The sequence below is a fragment of the Kordiimonas sp. SCSIO 12603 genome (assembly GCF_024398035.1).
In the GTDB taxonomy this organism is placed as follows: domain Bacteria; phylum Pseudomonadota; class Alphaproteobacteria; order Sphingomonadales; family Kordiimonadaceae; genus Kordiimonas.
Map to the genome: position 1 here is coordinate 3836617 of NZ_CP073748.1, position 14229 is coordinate 3850845.

A 14229-nucleotide genomic window follows, 5' to 3' on the forward strand; every position below is an offset into this window, starting at 1 on the left:
TGATGTTTTGCCGAATAACCTATCTCCCTAGTATATATTAGTGATGCCTTACAATTGGAAAGAAGCATGGTAAAGATTTCTGTGACAGACCTCGAGGGCCAAACGAGCACAATCGAAGCCGAGGTTGGTCTTTCTCTAATGGAAAATATCCGTAACAATGATTTTGATGATATGGCTGCTGTTTGTGGTGGTTGCTGTAGCTGCTGCACATGTCATGTTTTTATTGAAGAAGAACAATATGCCAAACTTCCAGATATGGAAGATGATGAACAGTATCTTCTGGAAGATAGTGAACACTTCCAGTCTGGCAGCTCCCGCCTTTCCTGTCAGGTAGAAGTTGATGACAGCATGGATGGCCTTAAAGTAACCTTGGCCCCAGAAGACTAAACTTCCCTAACAAGCTATTTCGGAGATCCCTTTTGTTTGATTTCACTGCCTTTCTGGGCACAGATTCTGATACTCAAAGTGCTGTTTCTTTAACTCTTGTAGATAACGGTGCTTTTACTAAAGGCCTGTCAGGGTTATCAGCTACAGAGTTAAACTGGTGTAAAGCAAACGGGTTCTCTGGCAAAGCAGGTGAGCAACTTGCTGTAGCGAACACTGAAGGTGAACTAACCAAAGTTCTTGTGGGAACTGGCGATGGTATTTCTGACGACGACCCTTGGTGGCTCGCGGCAGTTGCAGAAAAACTGGAAGACGGAACATACCGTGTTGAAGGTAAAGCTTCTGAAACAGCTCTTAGCCAAGGGGCACTTGGTTGGTGCCTTGCTCAACATAGCTTTACCAAATATTTAGACAAGGCAGAGAAGTCAGCGAAGAAACTTCTTCTTCCCGAAGGCATCGATATAAAGTTTATCGCAGCTGAAGCATCCGCGATGGCCACAGTGCGCGATCTTGTAAACACACCAACAGAAGATATGGGCCCAGCTCACCTTCAGGATACCGTCGAAGCGCTGGCAGAACAATATGGCGCCACCTGCTCGACCATTGTTGGTGATGATCTACTTGAAGAAAACTTTCCCGCGATCCACGCTGTGGGCCGTGCTGCCTCTGAAGGCAGAGCGCCACGCCTTATAGACTTGCAGTGGGGAGAGGAAGATGCACCAAAGCTAACTCTTGTTGGTAAAGGCGTTTGTTTTGATACAGGCGGACTGGATGTAAAACCATCAGCTGGTATGCGCCTCATGAAAAAAGATATGGGCGGCGCCGCACACACTATTGGGCTCGCGCAGCTTATCATGGCCGCCGGATTAAAGGTACGCTTACGCCTTCTTATACCAGCGGTGGAAAACGCCTTATCCGGTAACGCCTACAGACCGGGTGATGTAATTGACACCCGCAAGGGCCTGACAGTGGAAATCCACAACACAGATGCCGAAGGCCGTGTTGTTCTCTGTGATGCTATCGCTTTAGCATCAGAAGAAAATCCTGACCTTATGCTCGATTTCGCAACCCTTACCGGTGCAGCACGCGTAGCGTTGGGCCAAGACCTTCCAGCCACATACACCAATGATGATTCTGTTTGGTCAGCACTTGAACAAGGTGCAAAGGAAACAGGTGATCCATTATGGCGGATGCCGCTTTGGGCTCCCTATAATGATATGTTCTCCAGCCGTATCGCAGATATGAGCAACTGCGCCGAAAGTGGCTTTGGAGGTTCAATCACGGCTGCTCTTTACCTTCAGAAATTTGTCGGTGAAAATATTCCGTGGGTTCACTTTGACGTATATGCTTGGTCTCAATCTACCAAACCTGGGCGCCCTCACGGAGGTGCCGCACAGGGAATTCGTGCATCATTTAAAGCGATTAACACAATCTTGACGCTTGACGACTAACCTCTTTCTGGGACAGGGTTTGTTCCGCTGTTTTGATACAGCTATACTGTGGGGTTAGAGGAGCCGCTGTTATGTCAGAGAAAACAAATCCACGAATGCTGAAAGTGTGGCGTGAAGCTCACCTTCAAAGCGTGCGATCAAAAGACCCTGACCTAACTTCCAGACAAATGTCTGTTCTTCTTTCTGTTTATATGACAGAGCCACCACACACTGTTCGCGGCCTTGCGGCTGACCTGAATGTAACCAAACCGGTTATCACACGCGCCCTTGATACAATGGGCCAGATGGGTCTCGTGAAACGGAAACGAGACGATGCAGACAAACGCAGTGTGTTGGTACAGCGCACAGTGAAAGGTGCAGTATTTCTCAGCGAACTTTCTGACCGTATCGTAGCCGCTGATAAGAAAATCCCGCAGGACGATGAATAACGTAACTCAGGCTTTTGGCTTTCCTGATTTTCTGGACCCGAAGGGCCTTCTGGAAACAGCAGCGCATCTTTCACTGAAGGATGAAGCAAGCCATCAGGTTTCAGAGCCGATTGTTTTACTTAAAGAAGCCGCTGATATTCACGCAGAGACATTAAGCTGCCTTCTTTACGGTGAACCAGTATATCTGGAAAAAGCAGAAACGGACTGGGCTTTTATCACTAGCCTTATTGATGGCTATAGAGGGTGGGTGGAGATTTCATCTCTGAGCCAAACTCTTCAGAAACCAACCCATCAAATTTCAGCGCCTCTTACACATATCTATGCGAAGCCTTCTCTTAAATCCCGGCCTATGCAGGCAGTACCGATGGGGTCTTACCTTACGGCGACCACCGGAGCAGAGGAGAATAAGTTCCTGCCACTTGCTGATGGTAACTGGGTTTACAGCAAGCACCTTGATGAAATAGGCGCCGTTACAGCAGACCCAGTTGGTATTGCGCTTTCTTTCCTTGGCTCGCCTTACCTGTGGGGTGGTCGCTCACGCTTGGGGATAGATTGTTCAGGCCTCATACAAATATCTCTTGCGGCATGCGGTATTCGCACTCACAGAGATTCAAGTGCTCAGTTTAACAGCCTTGGTCGTTTGTTAGAGCAGCATGAAACACCAAGGCATGGTGATCTGGCTTTCTTTCCGGGCCATGTCGGCTGGATGCTGGATGACACACGCTTACTGCACGCAAACGCCACTCACATGGCTGTAACCATTGATCCGCTTGAAGATGTGATTCGCTGGGTGGCAAGCGAGACAGGCAAACCACCTTTTTCAGGTTTCAAGCGCCTCACAACCTAGATACCAAGCAACAAAAAAGGCGATACCAGATGGTACCGCCTTCCTGAAATTCTTATCAGCTTAAAGCTTATCTGGAAACCTCAGCAGCTTCTTCAGCTTTCTCAGCACTTTCTTCAACTGGAAGTGCTTCTTCAACATCAGCAAATGTACGTAGGTACGCCATCAGATCAGCACGCTGTTGTTCTTTCTTGATACCAGCGAAGCCCATTGATGTGCCTTTGAATGTGTTCTTAGGGCTAGTAAGCCACTGGTCCATAAGTTCCCAAGTCCAAATCTGGTTTGCACCACCAAGAACTGAAGAATATTTGAACGTATCATCCGCAGCAACTGAACGACCAATAATACCGTAAAGGTTCGGGCCAGTACCGTTTCTGCCGCCTTTTTCAACAGTGTGACAAGCTTTACACTTAGCAAACTGTCTCGCACCTTTTGCAGCATCAGCAGAAGCAAGAAGAACTGCAAGCGAAGGCTTATCTTCTTCTGCAGCTTCAGCAGCACCACCAGCAGAGGCAACTTCAATTGTGAAAGCAGGCTTCGTTTCTTCTACATGAAACGTGCTATCAGAAATGGTTCTAATAACCATGATCAGTAGGGCAAACGAAATAACCGCGCCCATTACTTTATTCCACTCAAAGGAATCCACAGGCTCTTCTCCTTGCAGACGAGCAATCCATCAGTTACCCGTTCTATCACCCCTGACAGAGCCTAATATAGCGCGGTAACCAGTTCGGCGCGACAATAGCCGCTCATGGGCATCTTTTTCAAGATGTCAATTGCACCTTTTTAAAGAATCTCGACAAAAAAATCACTTTTTTTGGCGTGACACGAAGCCGCAGGACCTAAAACGCCTCTCAATCCGTTGACTTAGCGCGCTGCTCTTGGCACAAATTCTACCCTTCTAATATGTTTTTAAATGGAAATTTCAATGAACACCTCTGCCCAAGACCCAAAGAATACGATCGCCTTCCAAGGCGAACTCGGCGCTTATTCCCACATGGCGGCACAGGCGAAGTTTCCGTTTATGGATGTTTTGCCCTGCCCAAGCTTTGAAGATGCGCTTGCAGCGGTACAAAATGGCAAAGCCCGTCTTGCAATGATTCCCATTGAAAACAGCACCGCTGGCCGCGTGGCGGATATACATATCCTCCTCCCCGGTTCAGGCCTTCATATCATTGGTGAGCATTTTGAAAGCATCCGTCACTGCCTCCTGGCAACACCAGATGCCAGTAAGGAAACCCTGAAATCAGTAACCAGCCACGTACAGGCGCTTGGTCAGTGCCGGAAAAACCTGCGCGCTATGGGCCTGCACAGAGAGCCTTTCGCAGATACTGCGGGTTCGGCCAAACATGTTGCCGCACTCGGTGATAATTCTGTTGCGGCCATCGCCAGCAAGCTGGCCGCAGAAGTTTATGGTCTTCAGATCATCACCGAAGACCTGCAGGACGAAGGCAATAACACCACGCGCTTTGTTGTGCTTTCACAGGAAAAAACAGAGCCTGAAAAATTACGCGGGGAACTGATGACAAGCTTTACTTTCGAAGTGAAGAACATCCCAGCTGCGCTTTATAAAGCTCTTGGCGGCTTCGCCACTAACGGCGTGAACATGACCAAGCTTGAAAGCTATTACGAATCAGATAGCTTCACTGTTTCAGAGTTTTACGTAGATATCGTCGGTCATATGGGAATGGCAAACGTGAAACGCGCCATGGAGGAATTAGAGTTTCATTCAAAGCGCGTGAATATTCTAGGCACCTACGAAATGGAACGCGCCCGCGTTTAAATCTCAAAGGCTGGCTTTTTTAAAAGGTCAGCCAATCACCGCCAGTGCCTTTTTCGATGATATCAGCGAGGCCACTAATTTCCACCGCCGGGCGGGTAATAATCTCTGTAGCATCAATATTATGCTCACGAAGTGCTGATTCGCATACAACAAAACGAACATTGAGAGCAGCAAGGCCATCCATCAACAAAGCTTTGTCTGCTACGCCAGCTGCATCAAGGGCTATATCCATTTCAGTGGACGCCACCCCTTCACTGGTTTGAAGCTTTTCCCAACCTTCATTCGTTAGAAATTTGGCGGCAGCTTTTGAGAAAAAGAAAGTTGTTGGCTGGCCCATGGCCGCAGCTGTCGCTGCTGTCATCAATGCCATATGAATACGGTCAGCCTCCGGGCTGATTACCATCAAGGTCATTGGTCTGCGAGGTGCTTGTTTTGCCATACTACTTCCCTTCCCCACAGCTTGGGCAACCTGGATCTTTCGGCAAACCAATCTTGCGTACATTCATACTGAAAGTATCAACCATCAACATTTTGCCCGCGAGGCCGTCACCTACACCTGTGATTTCCTTGAGAATTTCAAGCGCCTGAAGGCTACCAACCACACCAGCGACTGCACCGAGAATACCGAAATCAGAACAAGTGCGCTCCTGCGATGGATCAGGTTCAATGGGTAGGAAACAGCGGTAACAGGGCAAGCCTTCACCCGCATGGGGTTTAAAGGTTGCGATCTGCCCTTCGTATGGCCCAAGCGCTGCTGAAACAAGCACCTTCTCAAGCTTCACACAGGTGTCGGAGATAAGATGCCGTGTTTTAAAGTTATCCGTGCCGTCCGCCACAATATCATAGCCACTGATAATGCGTTCTGCGTTCTCTGTCACAAGACGTTCAGGAATGATATTGATGGTTACCTCAGGGTTCAGTGCTTCAAGCTTTACCTTTGCGCTTTCTGCCTTTAAGGCACCTACATCAGGCGTGTGATGGATAATCTGCCGCTGCAGGTTTGATAGCTCCACATGGTCATTATCTACAATACCAATGGTGCCTACGCCTGCGGCTGCAAGGTACATCAGCATAGGCGCACCAAGACCACCAGCCCCCACCACAAGTACTTTCGCCTGTGATAAAGCCATCTGCCCTGCACCGCCAACTTCCTTCAGGATGATATGGCGGGCATAGCGCTCTAATTGTTCGTCTGTGAAATCCATTAATGAACCTCAATAAACCCTGCCGCCGGCTTCTCATGCTTCCAGCCTAAGTAAGCTCTTTTCACTTCGCACTCAATTTCTTCAAAACAAATATCTTGCGTAGTTATCCAGTGTTCAGTTGTTTTTGCACGGTCGTGTAGAATACCAAAAATCAACCAAGATAAGACCAACGAAATATTAACTTGCATCTCTGGGAGTATTTTTCTCTCCGCTTGATCGCAGATCTCATCATCTATTTCATGATAAATATCTGATAATTCAAATATCAAGCATCCGCTCCGGTCTTCCGTCCATTCTTTTTGAGACACATTGATTGTATCTGGCCATCTTTTTAGTAATTTAGGAAATAAAGATAAACAATCTTGCCTATCAAACCCATACTCGTACTCATCATGGCTTTCATCAGCATAATATAAGACTTTGCCCATATCATCTCTAATCCAGAGAATGGTCACAATCGGCCCTTTAAGTAATCGAGCTTTATCGAATACTGTCGCTAGATTTTCAGCCTCGATCTCAATCTGGTATGACTCGCCCCAGAATTGTTCCTCTTCATCAAAATCAGAAGCAACTAAAACTTCATAATTCATACTAAATCAGGCTTGCTACTGCCCATCCATTTGTTACCAATAGAGCTTCCTAATTGCCGAAGAAATCGATCACATTACCAAGGGTGCTGGTCCGGCCTTTATAAAATTCAGTGTAATTACAGTTCCGGCAGGTCACCGCTACATATTTGCGGTTCTGAATATTGAAGAACTTGCTCCATGTAGAGCCTGTCGTTGTAATTTCATCTGTTTCATAAGAAGTGTTTGCACACTTTGGGCATTCCCAGCGCTTTGACATTATTTTGTCCCCGTTGATCCAAATCCACCTTCGCCGCGCTCTGTTTCCCCAAGTTCCACAACTCCTAACCACTCACCTTGTGTTACGGGCGCTATTATCATTTGGGCAATGCGCATGCCACGTTCAATAGTAAATGGTTCATTTGATAGATTTACGAGGATCACTTTCACCTCGCCGCGGTAATCGGCATCAATGGTTCCTGGTGTATTCAGACAAGTGATTCCGTTCTTTGCAGCAAGACCTGAGCGCGGACGGATTTGCGCTTCATGCCGGCTCGGCAGCGCCATTGCCAGACCTGTTGGGATCATTGCACGTTCAAGGGAACCAAGCGTGATTGTCTCTCCCTCAGCGAGCGCGGCATAAAGGTCCATGCCTGCGCTATCAGATGTTTCATACTTCGGAAGCGGCAAGCCTTCACTGTGCGGCAAGCGCTTAACTTCAATTAATACAGGACCTCTAGGTACGGTAGTAGTCATCAAATTTATCCTAATAAATCGGCAATCTTTTGAGCGAGTTTACCCGCCACGTCGGCCTTCGCCATGCTCGGCCAGCTTTCAACCCCGCTACCGGTTACCAGATGCACTTCATTATGGTCCCCTCCCATAATTCCAGTAGCGTCTGATACATCGTTAGCAACTATCAAATCACAGCCTTTACGCTCACGCTTGGCAGCAGCATACTCTAGAACATTATTCGTTTCGGCAGCGAAACCAACAACCAATTGCGGGCGGTTACCGTTCAAATTTGAAATAGTTTTGAGAATGTCTGGGTTTTCAGCAAGCGCCAATTCAGGCAGGCCGTTCACAGACTTTTTGAGCTTGGTCTTGCCGCCATTTTCAACACGCCAGTCAGCCACTGCAGCAACACAAACGGCACTATCGGCTGGTAAGCTGGCTTCCACCGCATCTTTCATTTCAAGAGCAGTTTCAACATCAATGCGGTTCACGCCTTTTGGTGTTGGCTGGTTCACAGGCCCTGCCACCAGTGAAACCTTTGCACCAAGGGCTGCGAGCGCGCCTGCAATCTCAAAACCTTGCTTACCACTTGAACGGTTGGCGATATAGCGCACAGGATCAATCGGCTCGTGGGTCGGCCCTGCTGTTACAATAATGTGCTTGCCGCTCAGAGGCTGTGGTGCGGACGAAAAAAACTGGTCAACCGCTTCAACCATATCCGGCACCTCAGCCAGGCGCCCGGCACCAACTTCACCACAAGCCAGCATACCCTCACCCGGCTCGATAAAGTGGACACCATCACCTTTGAGTGTTGCGACATTACGTTTGGTTGCCGGATGTTCCCACATTTGGGCATTCATCGCGGGCGCCACCATTACTGGTTTATCAGTTGCCAACAACACTGTGGAGGCAAGATCATTTGCCAGCCCACCAGCCATCTTACCCATCAGGTCAGCGGTTGCAGGTGCCACAAGAATAAGATCGGCTTCTCGCGATAAGCGGATATGCCCCATCTCTGCTTCATCTTTCAGCGAGAAAAGTTCTGTATAACATTCTTCACCTGTCAGGCTTGCAACAGAAAGCGGGGTGATAAATTCCTGCCCGCCTTTTGTGAGCACTCCGCGCACATGCGCACCGCGCTCCATTAGCCTGCGCGCCAGATCAAGCGCTTTATAGGCCGCGACACCGCCGCCAATGATAAGAAGAATGCGTTTGCCGTTCAGCATAAGGGCTTCCTTAAACTTTAATTCCACCCTTCATATAAAGGGAAACATGCCGCGCTGCAATCACGCTGGCGTACAGCGAGGTAACATCAAAGTGTGAGAATTTTCAGAATAGTCGCACCAGTGATAAGTCCGAGCGCAAACGGCCATAGCTTTTGCGGGCGTGGTTGCTCAACTGTTTCTTCCTCATCTTCCTCGGTAGGTTCATCTTCATCGAGCCACTTTTCAACAAGGCTTGGAATACGTTCCAAGAGGTTCGGCAGCTTATTCACCACATCCGCAAGACGGGCTTCTGGCGACAGATTAGATCTGATCCATTCCTCAATCACTGGCTCAGAGATATTCCACATATTCGCCTGCGGGTTCAGATGAAGGGCCATACCTTCTGCCATCACCATCGTACGCTGTAGCAGCAAAAGCTGTGGCTGGGTTTGCATCTTAAACCGCTCTGTTGTAGCAAAAAGCTGTGCAAGAAGCTGGCCTGCGGATACTTCTTCAATCGGCAGATCCATAATTGGATCAGCAATCGAACGCATAGCTTGTGCAAACTCTTCAACGCTTTCAGTACGCGGCACATACCCCGCATCAAAATGCACTTCCGCCACCCGTGTATAATTGCGGCGAATAAAACCGAACAAGATTTCTGCAAGGAACCGACGTTCGCGTTTGGTAAGGCGGCCCATAATCCCGAAATCCACCGCAACAATGCTGCCGTCTGGCTGCACAATCAGGTTACCTTGGTGGAGATCAGCGTGGAAAAAACCATCTCGTAGCGCCTGCTTCAGGAACACTTGAACAACTGTGTTGCCAAGTTTCGGCAGATCATGGCCTGCCTTCTCAAGTGCTTCCTTATCGGCAAGGCGAATACCATCCACCCATTCCTGTGTCATCACACGGCGGGCGGTAAGCTCCCATTCCATCTTCGGTGTACGGTAATTACTTTCACTCGCCATGTTTTCAGCGAGTTCCGCACACGCTGCTGCCTCAAGGCGCAAGTCCATCTCACGGTTTACGGTTTCCCGAACTTTTGCCACCACCTTTTTAAGGCGCAAGCGGCGTGCTTCCTTGCTGTGTTTTTCCGCCAGGTGTGCAAGCCAGTTAAACAAGGAAAGGTCACGGTTAAAGCGCTTTTCCACATCCGGGCGCAGCACTTTCACAGCAACCTTCTTCCCCTCAGTCGTCACCGCTTTATGCACCTGCGCGATAGAAGCAGCCGCCACAGGAGTTTCTGCAAATTCGCTATAGTGATCAGCAAGCTGGCCGCCCAGCTCTTCTTCTATTGTTGCTTTTACTTTACCGAATGAGAAAGCAGGCAAACTGTCTTGCAAGGTCAAAAGCCCTTCTGCAATGGGACGACCAACCAGATCGGGGCGTGTAGCAAGTGTTTGTCCAAGCTTAATATAAGCCGGGCCCATATCGGCAAGCGCAAGCGCAAGACGTTCACCGTCTGCTTCAGGTAATTTCCTGCGGCGCGGTATAAAGAACGTAAAGCAGCGCAGGAGGCGCGGTGCCCAATCGGGCACTTCCTGAATATTATCAAGTGCACGCAAAGCCCCATAGCGGCGGAACCCTGCAGCCATAGTAATCAGTTGCCATAAGTGGAAAAGTGTCTTCACGTATAGCTGCCCTATTAAATACGTACGCCAGAATGGATGTAAGCAATCCCTGCCGACATAGATCGCTTAGCAGTACGGCTAAAACCAGCTTCTCGGATCATCGCTTCAAATTTATCAGGTGTTGGGAAACGGCGGATTGATTCCACAAAATACTGATAACTTTCTTTGTCGCCGGTGATTTTCTCGCCCATCCACGGGATCGCATTGAAGCTGTATGTATCATAGGCTTCCTGAAGCACAGGCACCACCTGAGGGCTAAATTCAAGGCAGTAAAATGTGCCGCCGGGCTTAAGCACACGGTAAGCTTCTTCAATCGCTTCATGAATGCGGGTTACATTCCTGATACCGAACGCAATAGTGTATGCATCCATACTGCGATCTTCAAACGGCAGCTTCATGGCATCACCGCACACAAATTCACAGCGATCAGCATAGCCCTTTTCTTCAGCGCGGTCACGGCCAACGCGCAGCATTTCCGCGTTGATATCACACACAGTTACAGAACTTTCAGGTGACGCATCAAGGAAACGAAAAGCGATATCACCGGTGCCGCCTGCCATATCAAGCAGATGCATTTTCCGGCGAGGATTCACGGTATCAATAAGGGAGTTTTTCCATACGCGGTGAATCCCCATGCTCATGGCATCGTTCATCACGTCATACTTGTCAGCAACCGAATTAAACACACCTTTTACAAGGCCAGCCTTTTCCTCTTCCCGCACGGTCTTATAGCCGAAATGGGTCGTATTTTCGCCGGATTGATTTTCGCTTGCTGAACTGCTCATAGCACCAGTGCCTTAAACTTACTTTACTTGAATATTGCGGGCGACCATAAACTAGGCTAACCGAGGATACCAGCTTCCTTTATATTTAGAGAGAATATAGCGACAAAATGCCCGAGCTTCCCGAAGTAGAGACTGTACGCAAAGGTTTAGCCCCTGTTCTTGAAGGCTCAACCATTCGCCTTGCCAAAGCGCGCCGAAAAAACCTGCGCTATGATATTCCGCAGGATTTCAGCGAACGGCTTGAAGGTAATAAGGTTACTGCCCTTAAGCGGCGCTCAAAATATATATTGATGGAATGCGAAGATGGGCTTGTCTCTATCCTGCATCTAGGCATGTCAGGACGCTTCAATATTCACGCGGCTGGTACAGCACCTGAACTCGAAAAACATGACCACATATATATAGAGACAATGACGGGCGACCGTGTGGTGTATAATGACCCTCGTCGGTTTGGTTTCTGGCTCTTTTCTGACGTCAATTCCATTGATGATCATGACCATATTAAAAACATCGGTCCTGAACCTCTCGGCAACAGCTTTAATGAAGATACCCTGTTGACCGCCTTCCATAACAAGAAGACGAATATTAAGGCTGCGCTTCTGGATCAACGAATCGTCGCCGGGCTTGGCAATATATATGTGTGTGAAGTGCTGTGGCGCACAAGCGTGCACCCAGAAACAGCTGCCAAAGACATCAGTAAAAAACAAATTGAAGCGATTGTGCCAACAATTCGCGCTGTGCTCGGCGAAGCCATAGAGGCAGGGGGCTCCACCTTAAAGGATTATGCACAAGTGGATGGAGAACTTGGTTATTTCCAGCATAGTTTCAAAGCCTATGGCCGCGAAGGCGAAGCTTGCCTGAAAGAAGGATGTGGTGGTACGGTTGACCGGATCGTGCAATCGAATCGATCAACATTTTTTTGCCCCAAATGTCAGCGATAAGAGCTTTATGACCAAATCAACCAAGATATTCGCACTTTTTGCCTTCACATTTGCTTCATCGGCACTGATAGCTGAAGATGGCTTTATTGAAGGGTTTCCGGATATACCGAAGCTTGAAATCGTAAGTGAAATTGCAGGTGATCCTGTAGTATTTGATACCCCGAGCGGCACGGTTGCTGAAGCTACTTTACTTACTAGCAACAAAGGGACAGAGGCGTTAAATGCCTACAAAACTGCGCTTTCTGCGCTTGGCTGGAGCTGTAAACGCCCTCCGCAGAGTCTCAAATGCACACGCGGCGGTAATACCGTTACCTTTCTGAATGATATACCTCAGGCAGAAACAGGACGCATCATCTTGAGGCTCGCGCCAACAAAATAACCATATATTCCCGAACATACTCAGTTCATCACAAAACCCTTTTCAAATGGTTCGCTACAAAGTAGGAGTCTGCTTTTAAGAAGTCGGACCAAAAAGAAGGCTCATTTATGACTTTTGAAACGATCCTGCTTGATAAGCAAGACGGCGTTGGTGTTATTACACTGAACCGCCCAGACGCGCTAAACGCACTGAATGCACAGCTCCTCAGTGAGCTTGGCAGCGCGCTTCTTGCTCTTGATGGCGACGATGAAATCGGCGCTGTTATTGTAACTGGCAGTGAAAAAGCTTTTGCAGCAGGTGCAGACATTAAGGAAATGTCTGAACAAACATTTGCTGATGTACTCAAAGAAAACAAGTTTGCTGAAATCAACGAAGTGTTTGCCAAAGTGCGCAAACCAGTGATTGCAGCGGTTTCAGGCTATGCCCTCGGCGGCGGCTGCGAGATTGCAATGGCATGTGATTTCATCATCGCAGCTGAAAATGCAAAATTCGGCCAGCCGGAAATCAAGCTTGGTGTTATTCCTGGCATTGGTGGCTCTCAGCGCCTTACACGCCTTGTTGGCAAATCTAAAGCAATGGATATGATGCTTACAGGCCGTATGATGGATGCTGAAGAAGCTGAACGTTCCGGCCTTGTTAGCCGCATCGTTCCAACAGAAGACCTACAGGAAAATGTCTTTGAAGTAGCAAGCGCTATCGCCGAACTTTCTGCACCGTCTGTAGCGCTGGCGAAAGAAGTAACGAATCGCGCGCTTGAGACAACACTTCAAGAAGGCCTGCTGTTTGAACGCCGTGTGTTCCATTCACTCTTCTCAACAGAAGATCAGAAGGAAGGCATGAACGCCTTTATTGAGAAGCGTCAGCCTCAATTTAAGAACCGGTAAAAACGAATCGGAAAAGGCTGGTTTTCCAGTCTTTTCACTATTGACCGAAGGCTCGAAACAGTTTAAACACCGCGTCAAATTCATTGGCGTTGCAGTAAAACTGTAATAGGCTGCTGAAAACGCATTATGTAACGTAATTAGGGTGAGCGCCCGATTGGTTGAAGAAACCAGCAGGAAGCGCCGCCAACGAAGGTTGAAAAAAATGGCAAATACAATTCAAGCCAAAAAGCGTATCCGTCGTAATGACCGCCGCGCTGCTATTAACAAATCACGCGTTAGCCGTATCCGTACTTTCATCCGTAAAGTTGAAGACGCGATCACAGCTGGTGATAAAGCTGCTGCAACAGAAGCTCTTAAAGCTGCACAGCCTGAAATCATGCGTGGTGTTACTAAAGGCGTTATGCACAAGAAAACTGCATCACGTAAGGTTTCTCGTCTAAGCGCTCGCGTTAAAGCTATCGCTTAATCGAAATACCGATTCGCTTCTTCAGAAGCGGTTCAAATTGAAAAAAGGCTGCATCACTTGATGCGGCCTTTTTCATTTTGAAACAAAAACCAGAACAAAGCATGCACACGAAATTGTATACAATTTCCCTGAATCAATATCTTGTGGTCCAAATCATGAATCACCATACGGCTACTAAGAATCTTAGAGTCAAGCGATAGATTCAGTTGCTGGCGTTCTGAGCCAGATGTATCTTCGTTTCTTGACTGCGATAGGCCTTACCGAGCAACCAGCCATCTCCGATAGGAGAGCTGCTTGGAAGTAACTCAGGCGAAGGGGTTTAAAAGCTGGGGTTACGCTATCGCTTTTGAAAAAATTTTGATGTTCACGCTCCTGTTTTGGCGCGCCAGTGCTTTTTTGTCTCGAGAGACTGCACACGGCCAACACATAAGGCAGTCCAACACGGGCGTGGATGTTTCATCGGGACTGGCAAGTTGGGTAGCCGGTAGCGCGTGGTGAAGGAGTAAATAAACCCGATGGTCAACAGGGAGCCAAATAAA

At 48.2% G+C, this 14229-nt stretch carries 19 protein-coding genes; 10 read left to right on the plus strand and 9 right to left on the minus strand.

Going from position 1 to position 14229, the window contains the following annotated elements:
* Nucleotides 1–66 precede the first annotated feature (66 nt).
* The 4 genes from KFE96_RS18100 (at nucleotide 67) to KFE96_RS18115 (ending at nucleotide 3110) form a co-directional block, all read left to right on the plus strand.
* Nucleotides 67–387 (plus strand): 2Fe-2S iron-sulfur cluster-binding protein, encoded by a 321-nt coding sequence (locus KFE96_RS18100; RefSeq protein WP_255833942.1) that lies wholly within the window; start codon nucleotides 67–69, stop codon nucleotides 385–387.
* A 32-nt stretch (nucleotides 388–419) separates the two neighbouring features.
* A complete protein-coding gene (locus tag KFE96_RS18105) occupies nucleotides 420–1835 on the plus strand; it encodes a M17 family metallopeptidase (RefSeq protein ID WP_255833943.1) in 1416 nt (471 codons plus the stop codon).
* Between the two features lie 71 nt (nucleotides 1836–1906).
* Nucleotides 1907–2263, plus strand: coding sequence for a MarR family transcriptional regulator (locus tag KFE96_RS18110; protein ID WP_247017740.1), 357 nt, complete (start codon nucleotides 1907–1909; stop codon nucleotides 2261–2263).
* Nucleotides 2256–3110 (plus strand): C40 family peptidase, encoded by an 855-nt coding sequence (locus KFE96_RS18115; protein ID WP_255833944.1) that lies wholly within the window; start codon nucleotides 2256–2258, stop codon nucleotides 3108–3110. Before KFE96_RS18110 ends, KFE96_RS18115 begins: the two co-directional genes overlap by 8 nt.
* A 67-nt stretch (nucleotides 3111–3177) precedes the next feature.
* Here KFE96_RS18115 and KFE96_RS18120 read toward each other — a convergent pair whose 3' ends face one another.
* On the minus strand, nucleotides 3178–3753 hold the full coding sequence (locus KFE96_RS18120) for a cytochrome c family protein (protein WP_255833945.1): 576 nt from the start codon (nucleotides 3751–3753) through the stop codon (nucleotides 3178–3180).
* Nucleotides 3754–4035: 282 nt separating this feature from the next.
* Here KFE96_RS18120 and KFE96_RS18125 point away from each other — a divergent pair, with 282 nt between their 5' ends.
* A complete protein-coding gene (locus tag KFE96_RS18125) occupies nucleotides 4036–4890 on the plus strand; it encodes a prephenate dehydratase (RefSeq protein WP_255833946.1) in 855 nt (284 codons plus the stop codon).
* Between the two features lie 19 nt (nucleotides 4891–4909).
* On the opposite strand, the gene KFE96_RS18130 is transcribed toward KFE96_RS18125, so the two are convergent.
* The 8 genes from KFE96_RS18130 to ubiE all read right to left on the minus strand — a co-directional run bounded on the left by KFE96_RS18130 (nucleotide 4910) and on the right by ubiE (nucleotide 11020).
* Nucleotides 4910–5329, minus strand: coding sequence for a DsrE family protein (locus KFE96_RS18130; RefSeq protein ID WP_255833947.1), 420 nt, complete (start codon nucleotides 5327–5329; stop codon nucleotides 4910–4912).
* A gap of 1 nt (nucleotide 5330) precedes the next feature.
* Nucleotides 5331–6095, minus strand: a complete 765-nt coding sequence (locus KFE96_RS18135) for a HesA/MoeB/ThiF family protein (RefSeq protein WP_255833948.1) — start codon at nucleotides 6093–6095, stop codon at nucleotides 5331–5333.
* Nucleotides 6095–6685: a hypothetical protein gene (locus KFE96_RS18140; protein WP_255833949.1), complete on the minus strand. Its 591-nt coding sequence runs from the start codon at nucleotides 6683–6685 to the stop codon at nucleotides 6095–6097. The genes KFE96_RS18135 and KFE96_RS18140 overlap by 1 nt, the downstream gene beginning before the upstream one ends.
* A 49-nt stretch (nucleotides 6686–6734) precedes the next feature.
* Nucleotides 6735–6941, minus strand: coding sequence for a zinc ribbon domain-containing protein (locus KFE96_RS18145; RefSeq protein WP_255833950.1), 207 nt, complete (start codon nucleotides 6939–6941; stop codon nucleotides 6735–6737).
* On the minus strand, nucleotides 6941–7417 hold the full coding sequence (gene dut, locus KFE96_RS18150) for a dUTP diphosphatase (protein ID WP_255833951.1): 477 nt from the start codon (nucleotides 7415–7417) through the stop codon (nucleotides 6941–6943). The genes KFE96_RS18145 and dut overlap by 1 nt, the downstream gene beginning before the upstream one ends.
* A 5-nt stretch (nucleotides 7418–7422) precedes the next feature.
* Complete coding sequence (gene coaBC, locus KFE96_RS18155) at nucleotides 7423–8622, minus strand: bifunctional phosphopantothenoylcysteine decarboxylase/phosphopantothenate--cysteine ligase CoaBC (RefSeq protein WP_255833952.1); 1200 nt, start codon at nucleotides 8620–8622, stop codon at nucleotides 7423–7425.
* Nucleotides 8623–8708: 86 nt separating this feature from the next.
* Entirely contained in the window at nucleotides 8709–10235 is a 1527-nt protein-coding gene (gene ubiB, locus KFE96_RS18160; protein ID WP_255833953.1) for a 2-polyprenylphenol 6-hydroxylase, read from the minus strand.
* A 14-nt stretch (nucleotides 10236–10249) separates the two neighbouring features.
* Nucleotides 10250–11020, minus strand: a complete 771-nt coding sequence (gene ubiE / locus KFE96_RS18165; protein WP_247017759.1) for a bifunctional demethylmenaquinone methyltransferase/2-methoxy-6-polyprenyl-1,4-benzoquinol methylase UbiE — start codon at nucleotides 11018–11020, stop codon at nucleotides 10250–10252.
* A 107-nt stretch (nucleotides 11021–11127) separates the two neighbouring features.
* On the opposite strand from ubiE, the gene mutM reads away from it, so the two are divergent.
* The 5 genes from mutM to KFE96_RS18190 all read left to right on the plus strand — a co-directional run bounded on the left by mutM (nucleotide 11128) and on the right by KFE96_RS18190 (nucleotide 14188).
* Nucleotides 11128–11961, plus strand: coding sequence for a bifunctional DNA-formamidopyrimidine glycosylase/DNA-(apurinic or apyrimidinic site) lyase (mutM, locus tag KFE96_RS18170; protein ID WP_255833954.1), 834 nt, complete (start codon nucleotides 11128–11130; stop codon nucleotides 11959–11961).
* A 7-nt stretch (nucleotides 11962–11968) separates the two neighbouring features.
* Nucleotides 11969–12340: a hypothetical protein gene (locus tag KFE96_RS18175; RefSeq protein WP_255833955.1), complete on the plus strand. Its 372-nt coding sequence runs from the start codon at nucleotides 11969–11971 to the stop codon at nucleotides 12338–12340.
* A 107-nt stretch (nucleotides 12341–12447) separates the two neighbouring features.
* Nucleotides 12448–13224: an enoyl-CoA hydratase gene (locus KFE96_RS18180; RefSeq protein ID WP_255833956.1), complete on the plus strand. Its 777-nt coding sequence runs from the start codon at nucleotides 12448–12450 to the stop codon at nucleotides 13222–13224.
* Nucleotides 13225–13426: 202 nt separating this feature from the next.
* Complete coding sequence (gene rpsT / locus KFE96_RS18185) at nucleotides 13427–13690, plus strand: 30S ribosomal protein S20 (RefSeq protein ID WP_247017766.1); 264 nt, start codon at nucleotides 13427–13429, stop codon at nucleotides 13688–13690.
* A 294-nt stretch (nucleotides 13691–13984) separates the two neighbouring features.
* Complete coding sequence (locus KFE96_RS18190; protein WP_255833957.1) at nucleotides 13985–14188, plus strand: hypothetical protein; 204 nt, start codon at nucleotides 13985–13987, stop codon at nucleotides 14186–14188.
* The last annotated feature ends 41 nt before the right edge of the window (nucleotides 14189–14229 follow it).

Excerpts from the sequence above, each read along its gene's own strand:
- KFE96_RS18100 (WP_255833942.1), top strand. The coding sequence starts at position 67 with ATGGTAAAGATTTCTGTGACAGACCTCGAGGGCCAAACGAGCACAATC.
- KFE96_RS18110 (WP_247017740.1), top strand. The coding sequence starts at position 1,907 with ATGTCAGAGAAAACAAATCCACGAATGCTGAAAGTGTGGCGTGAAGCT.
- KFE96_RS18115 (WP_255833944.1), top strand. The coding sequence starts at position 2,256 with ATGAATAACGTAACTCAGGCTTTTGGCTTTCCTGATTTTCTGGACCCG.
- KFE96_RS18125 (WP_255833946.1), top strand. The coding sequence starts at position 4,036 with ATGAACACCTCTGCCCAAGACCCAAAGAATACGATCGCCTTCCAAGGC.
- KFE96_RS18130 (WP_255833947.1), bottom strand. The coding sequence starts at position 5,329 with ATGGCAAAACAAGCACCTCGCAGACCAATGACCTTGATGGTAATCAGC.
- KFE96_RS18135 (WP_255833948.1), bottom strand. The coding sequence starts at position 6,095 with ATGGATTTCACAGACGAACAATTAGAGCGCTATGCCCGCCATATCATC.
- KFE96_RS18140 (WP_255833949.1), bottom strand. The coding sequence starts at position 6,685 with ATGAATTATGAAGTTTTAGTTGCTTCTGATTTTGATGAAGAGGAACAA.
- KFE96_RS18145 (WP_255833950.1), bottom strand. The coding sequence starts at position 6,941 with ATGTCAAAGCGCTGGGAATGCCCAAAGTGTGCAAACACTTCTTATGAA.
- dut (WP_255833951.1), bottom strand. The coding sequence starts at position 7,417 with ATGACTACTACCGTACCTAGAGGTCCTGTATTAATTGAAGTTAAGCGC.
- coaBC (WP_255833952.1), bottom strand. The coding sequence starts at position 8,622 with ATGCTGAACGGCAAACGCATTCTTCTTATCATTGGCGGCGGTGTCGCG.
- ubiE (WP_247017759.1), bottom strand. The coding sequence starts at position 11,020 with ATGAGCAGTTCAGCAAGCGAAAATCAATCCGGCGAAAATACGACCCAT.
- mutM (WP_255833954.1), top strand. The coding sequence starts at position 11,128 with ATGCCCGAGCTTCCCGAAGTAGAGACTGTACGCAAAGGTTTAGCCCCT.
- KFE96_RS18175 (WP_255833955.1), top strand. The coding sequence starts at position 11,969 with ATGACCAAATCAACCAAGATATTCGCACTTTTTGCCTTCACATTTGCT.
- KFE96_RS18180 (WP_255833956.1), top strand. The coding sequence starts at position 12,448 with ATGACTTTTGAAACGATCCTGCTTGATAAGCAAGACGGCGTTGGTGTT.
- rpsT (WP_247017766.1), top strand. The coding sequence starts at position 13,427 with ATGGCAAATACAATTCAAGCCAAAAAGCGTATCCGTCGTAATGACCGC.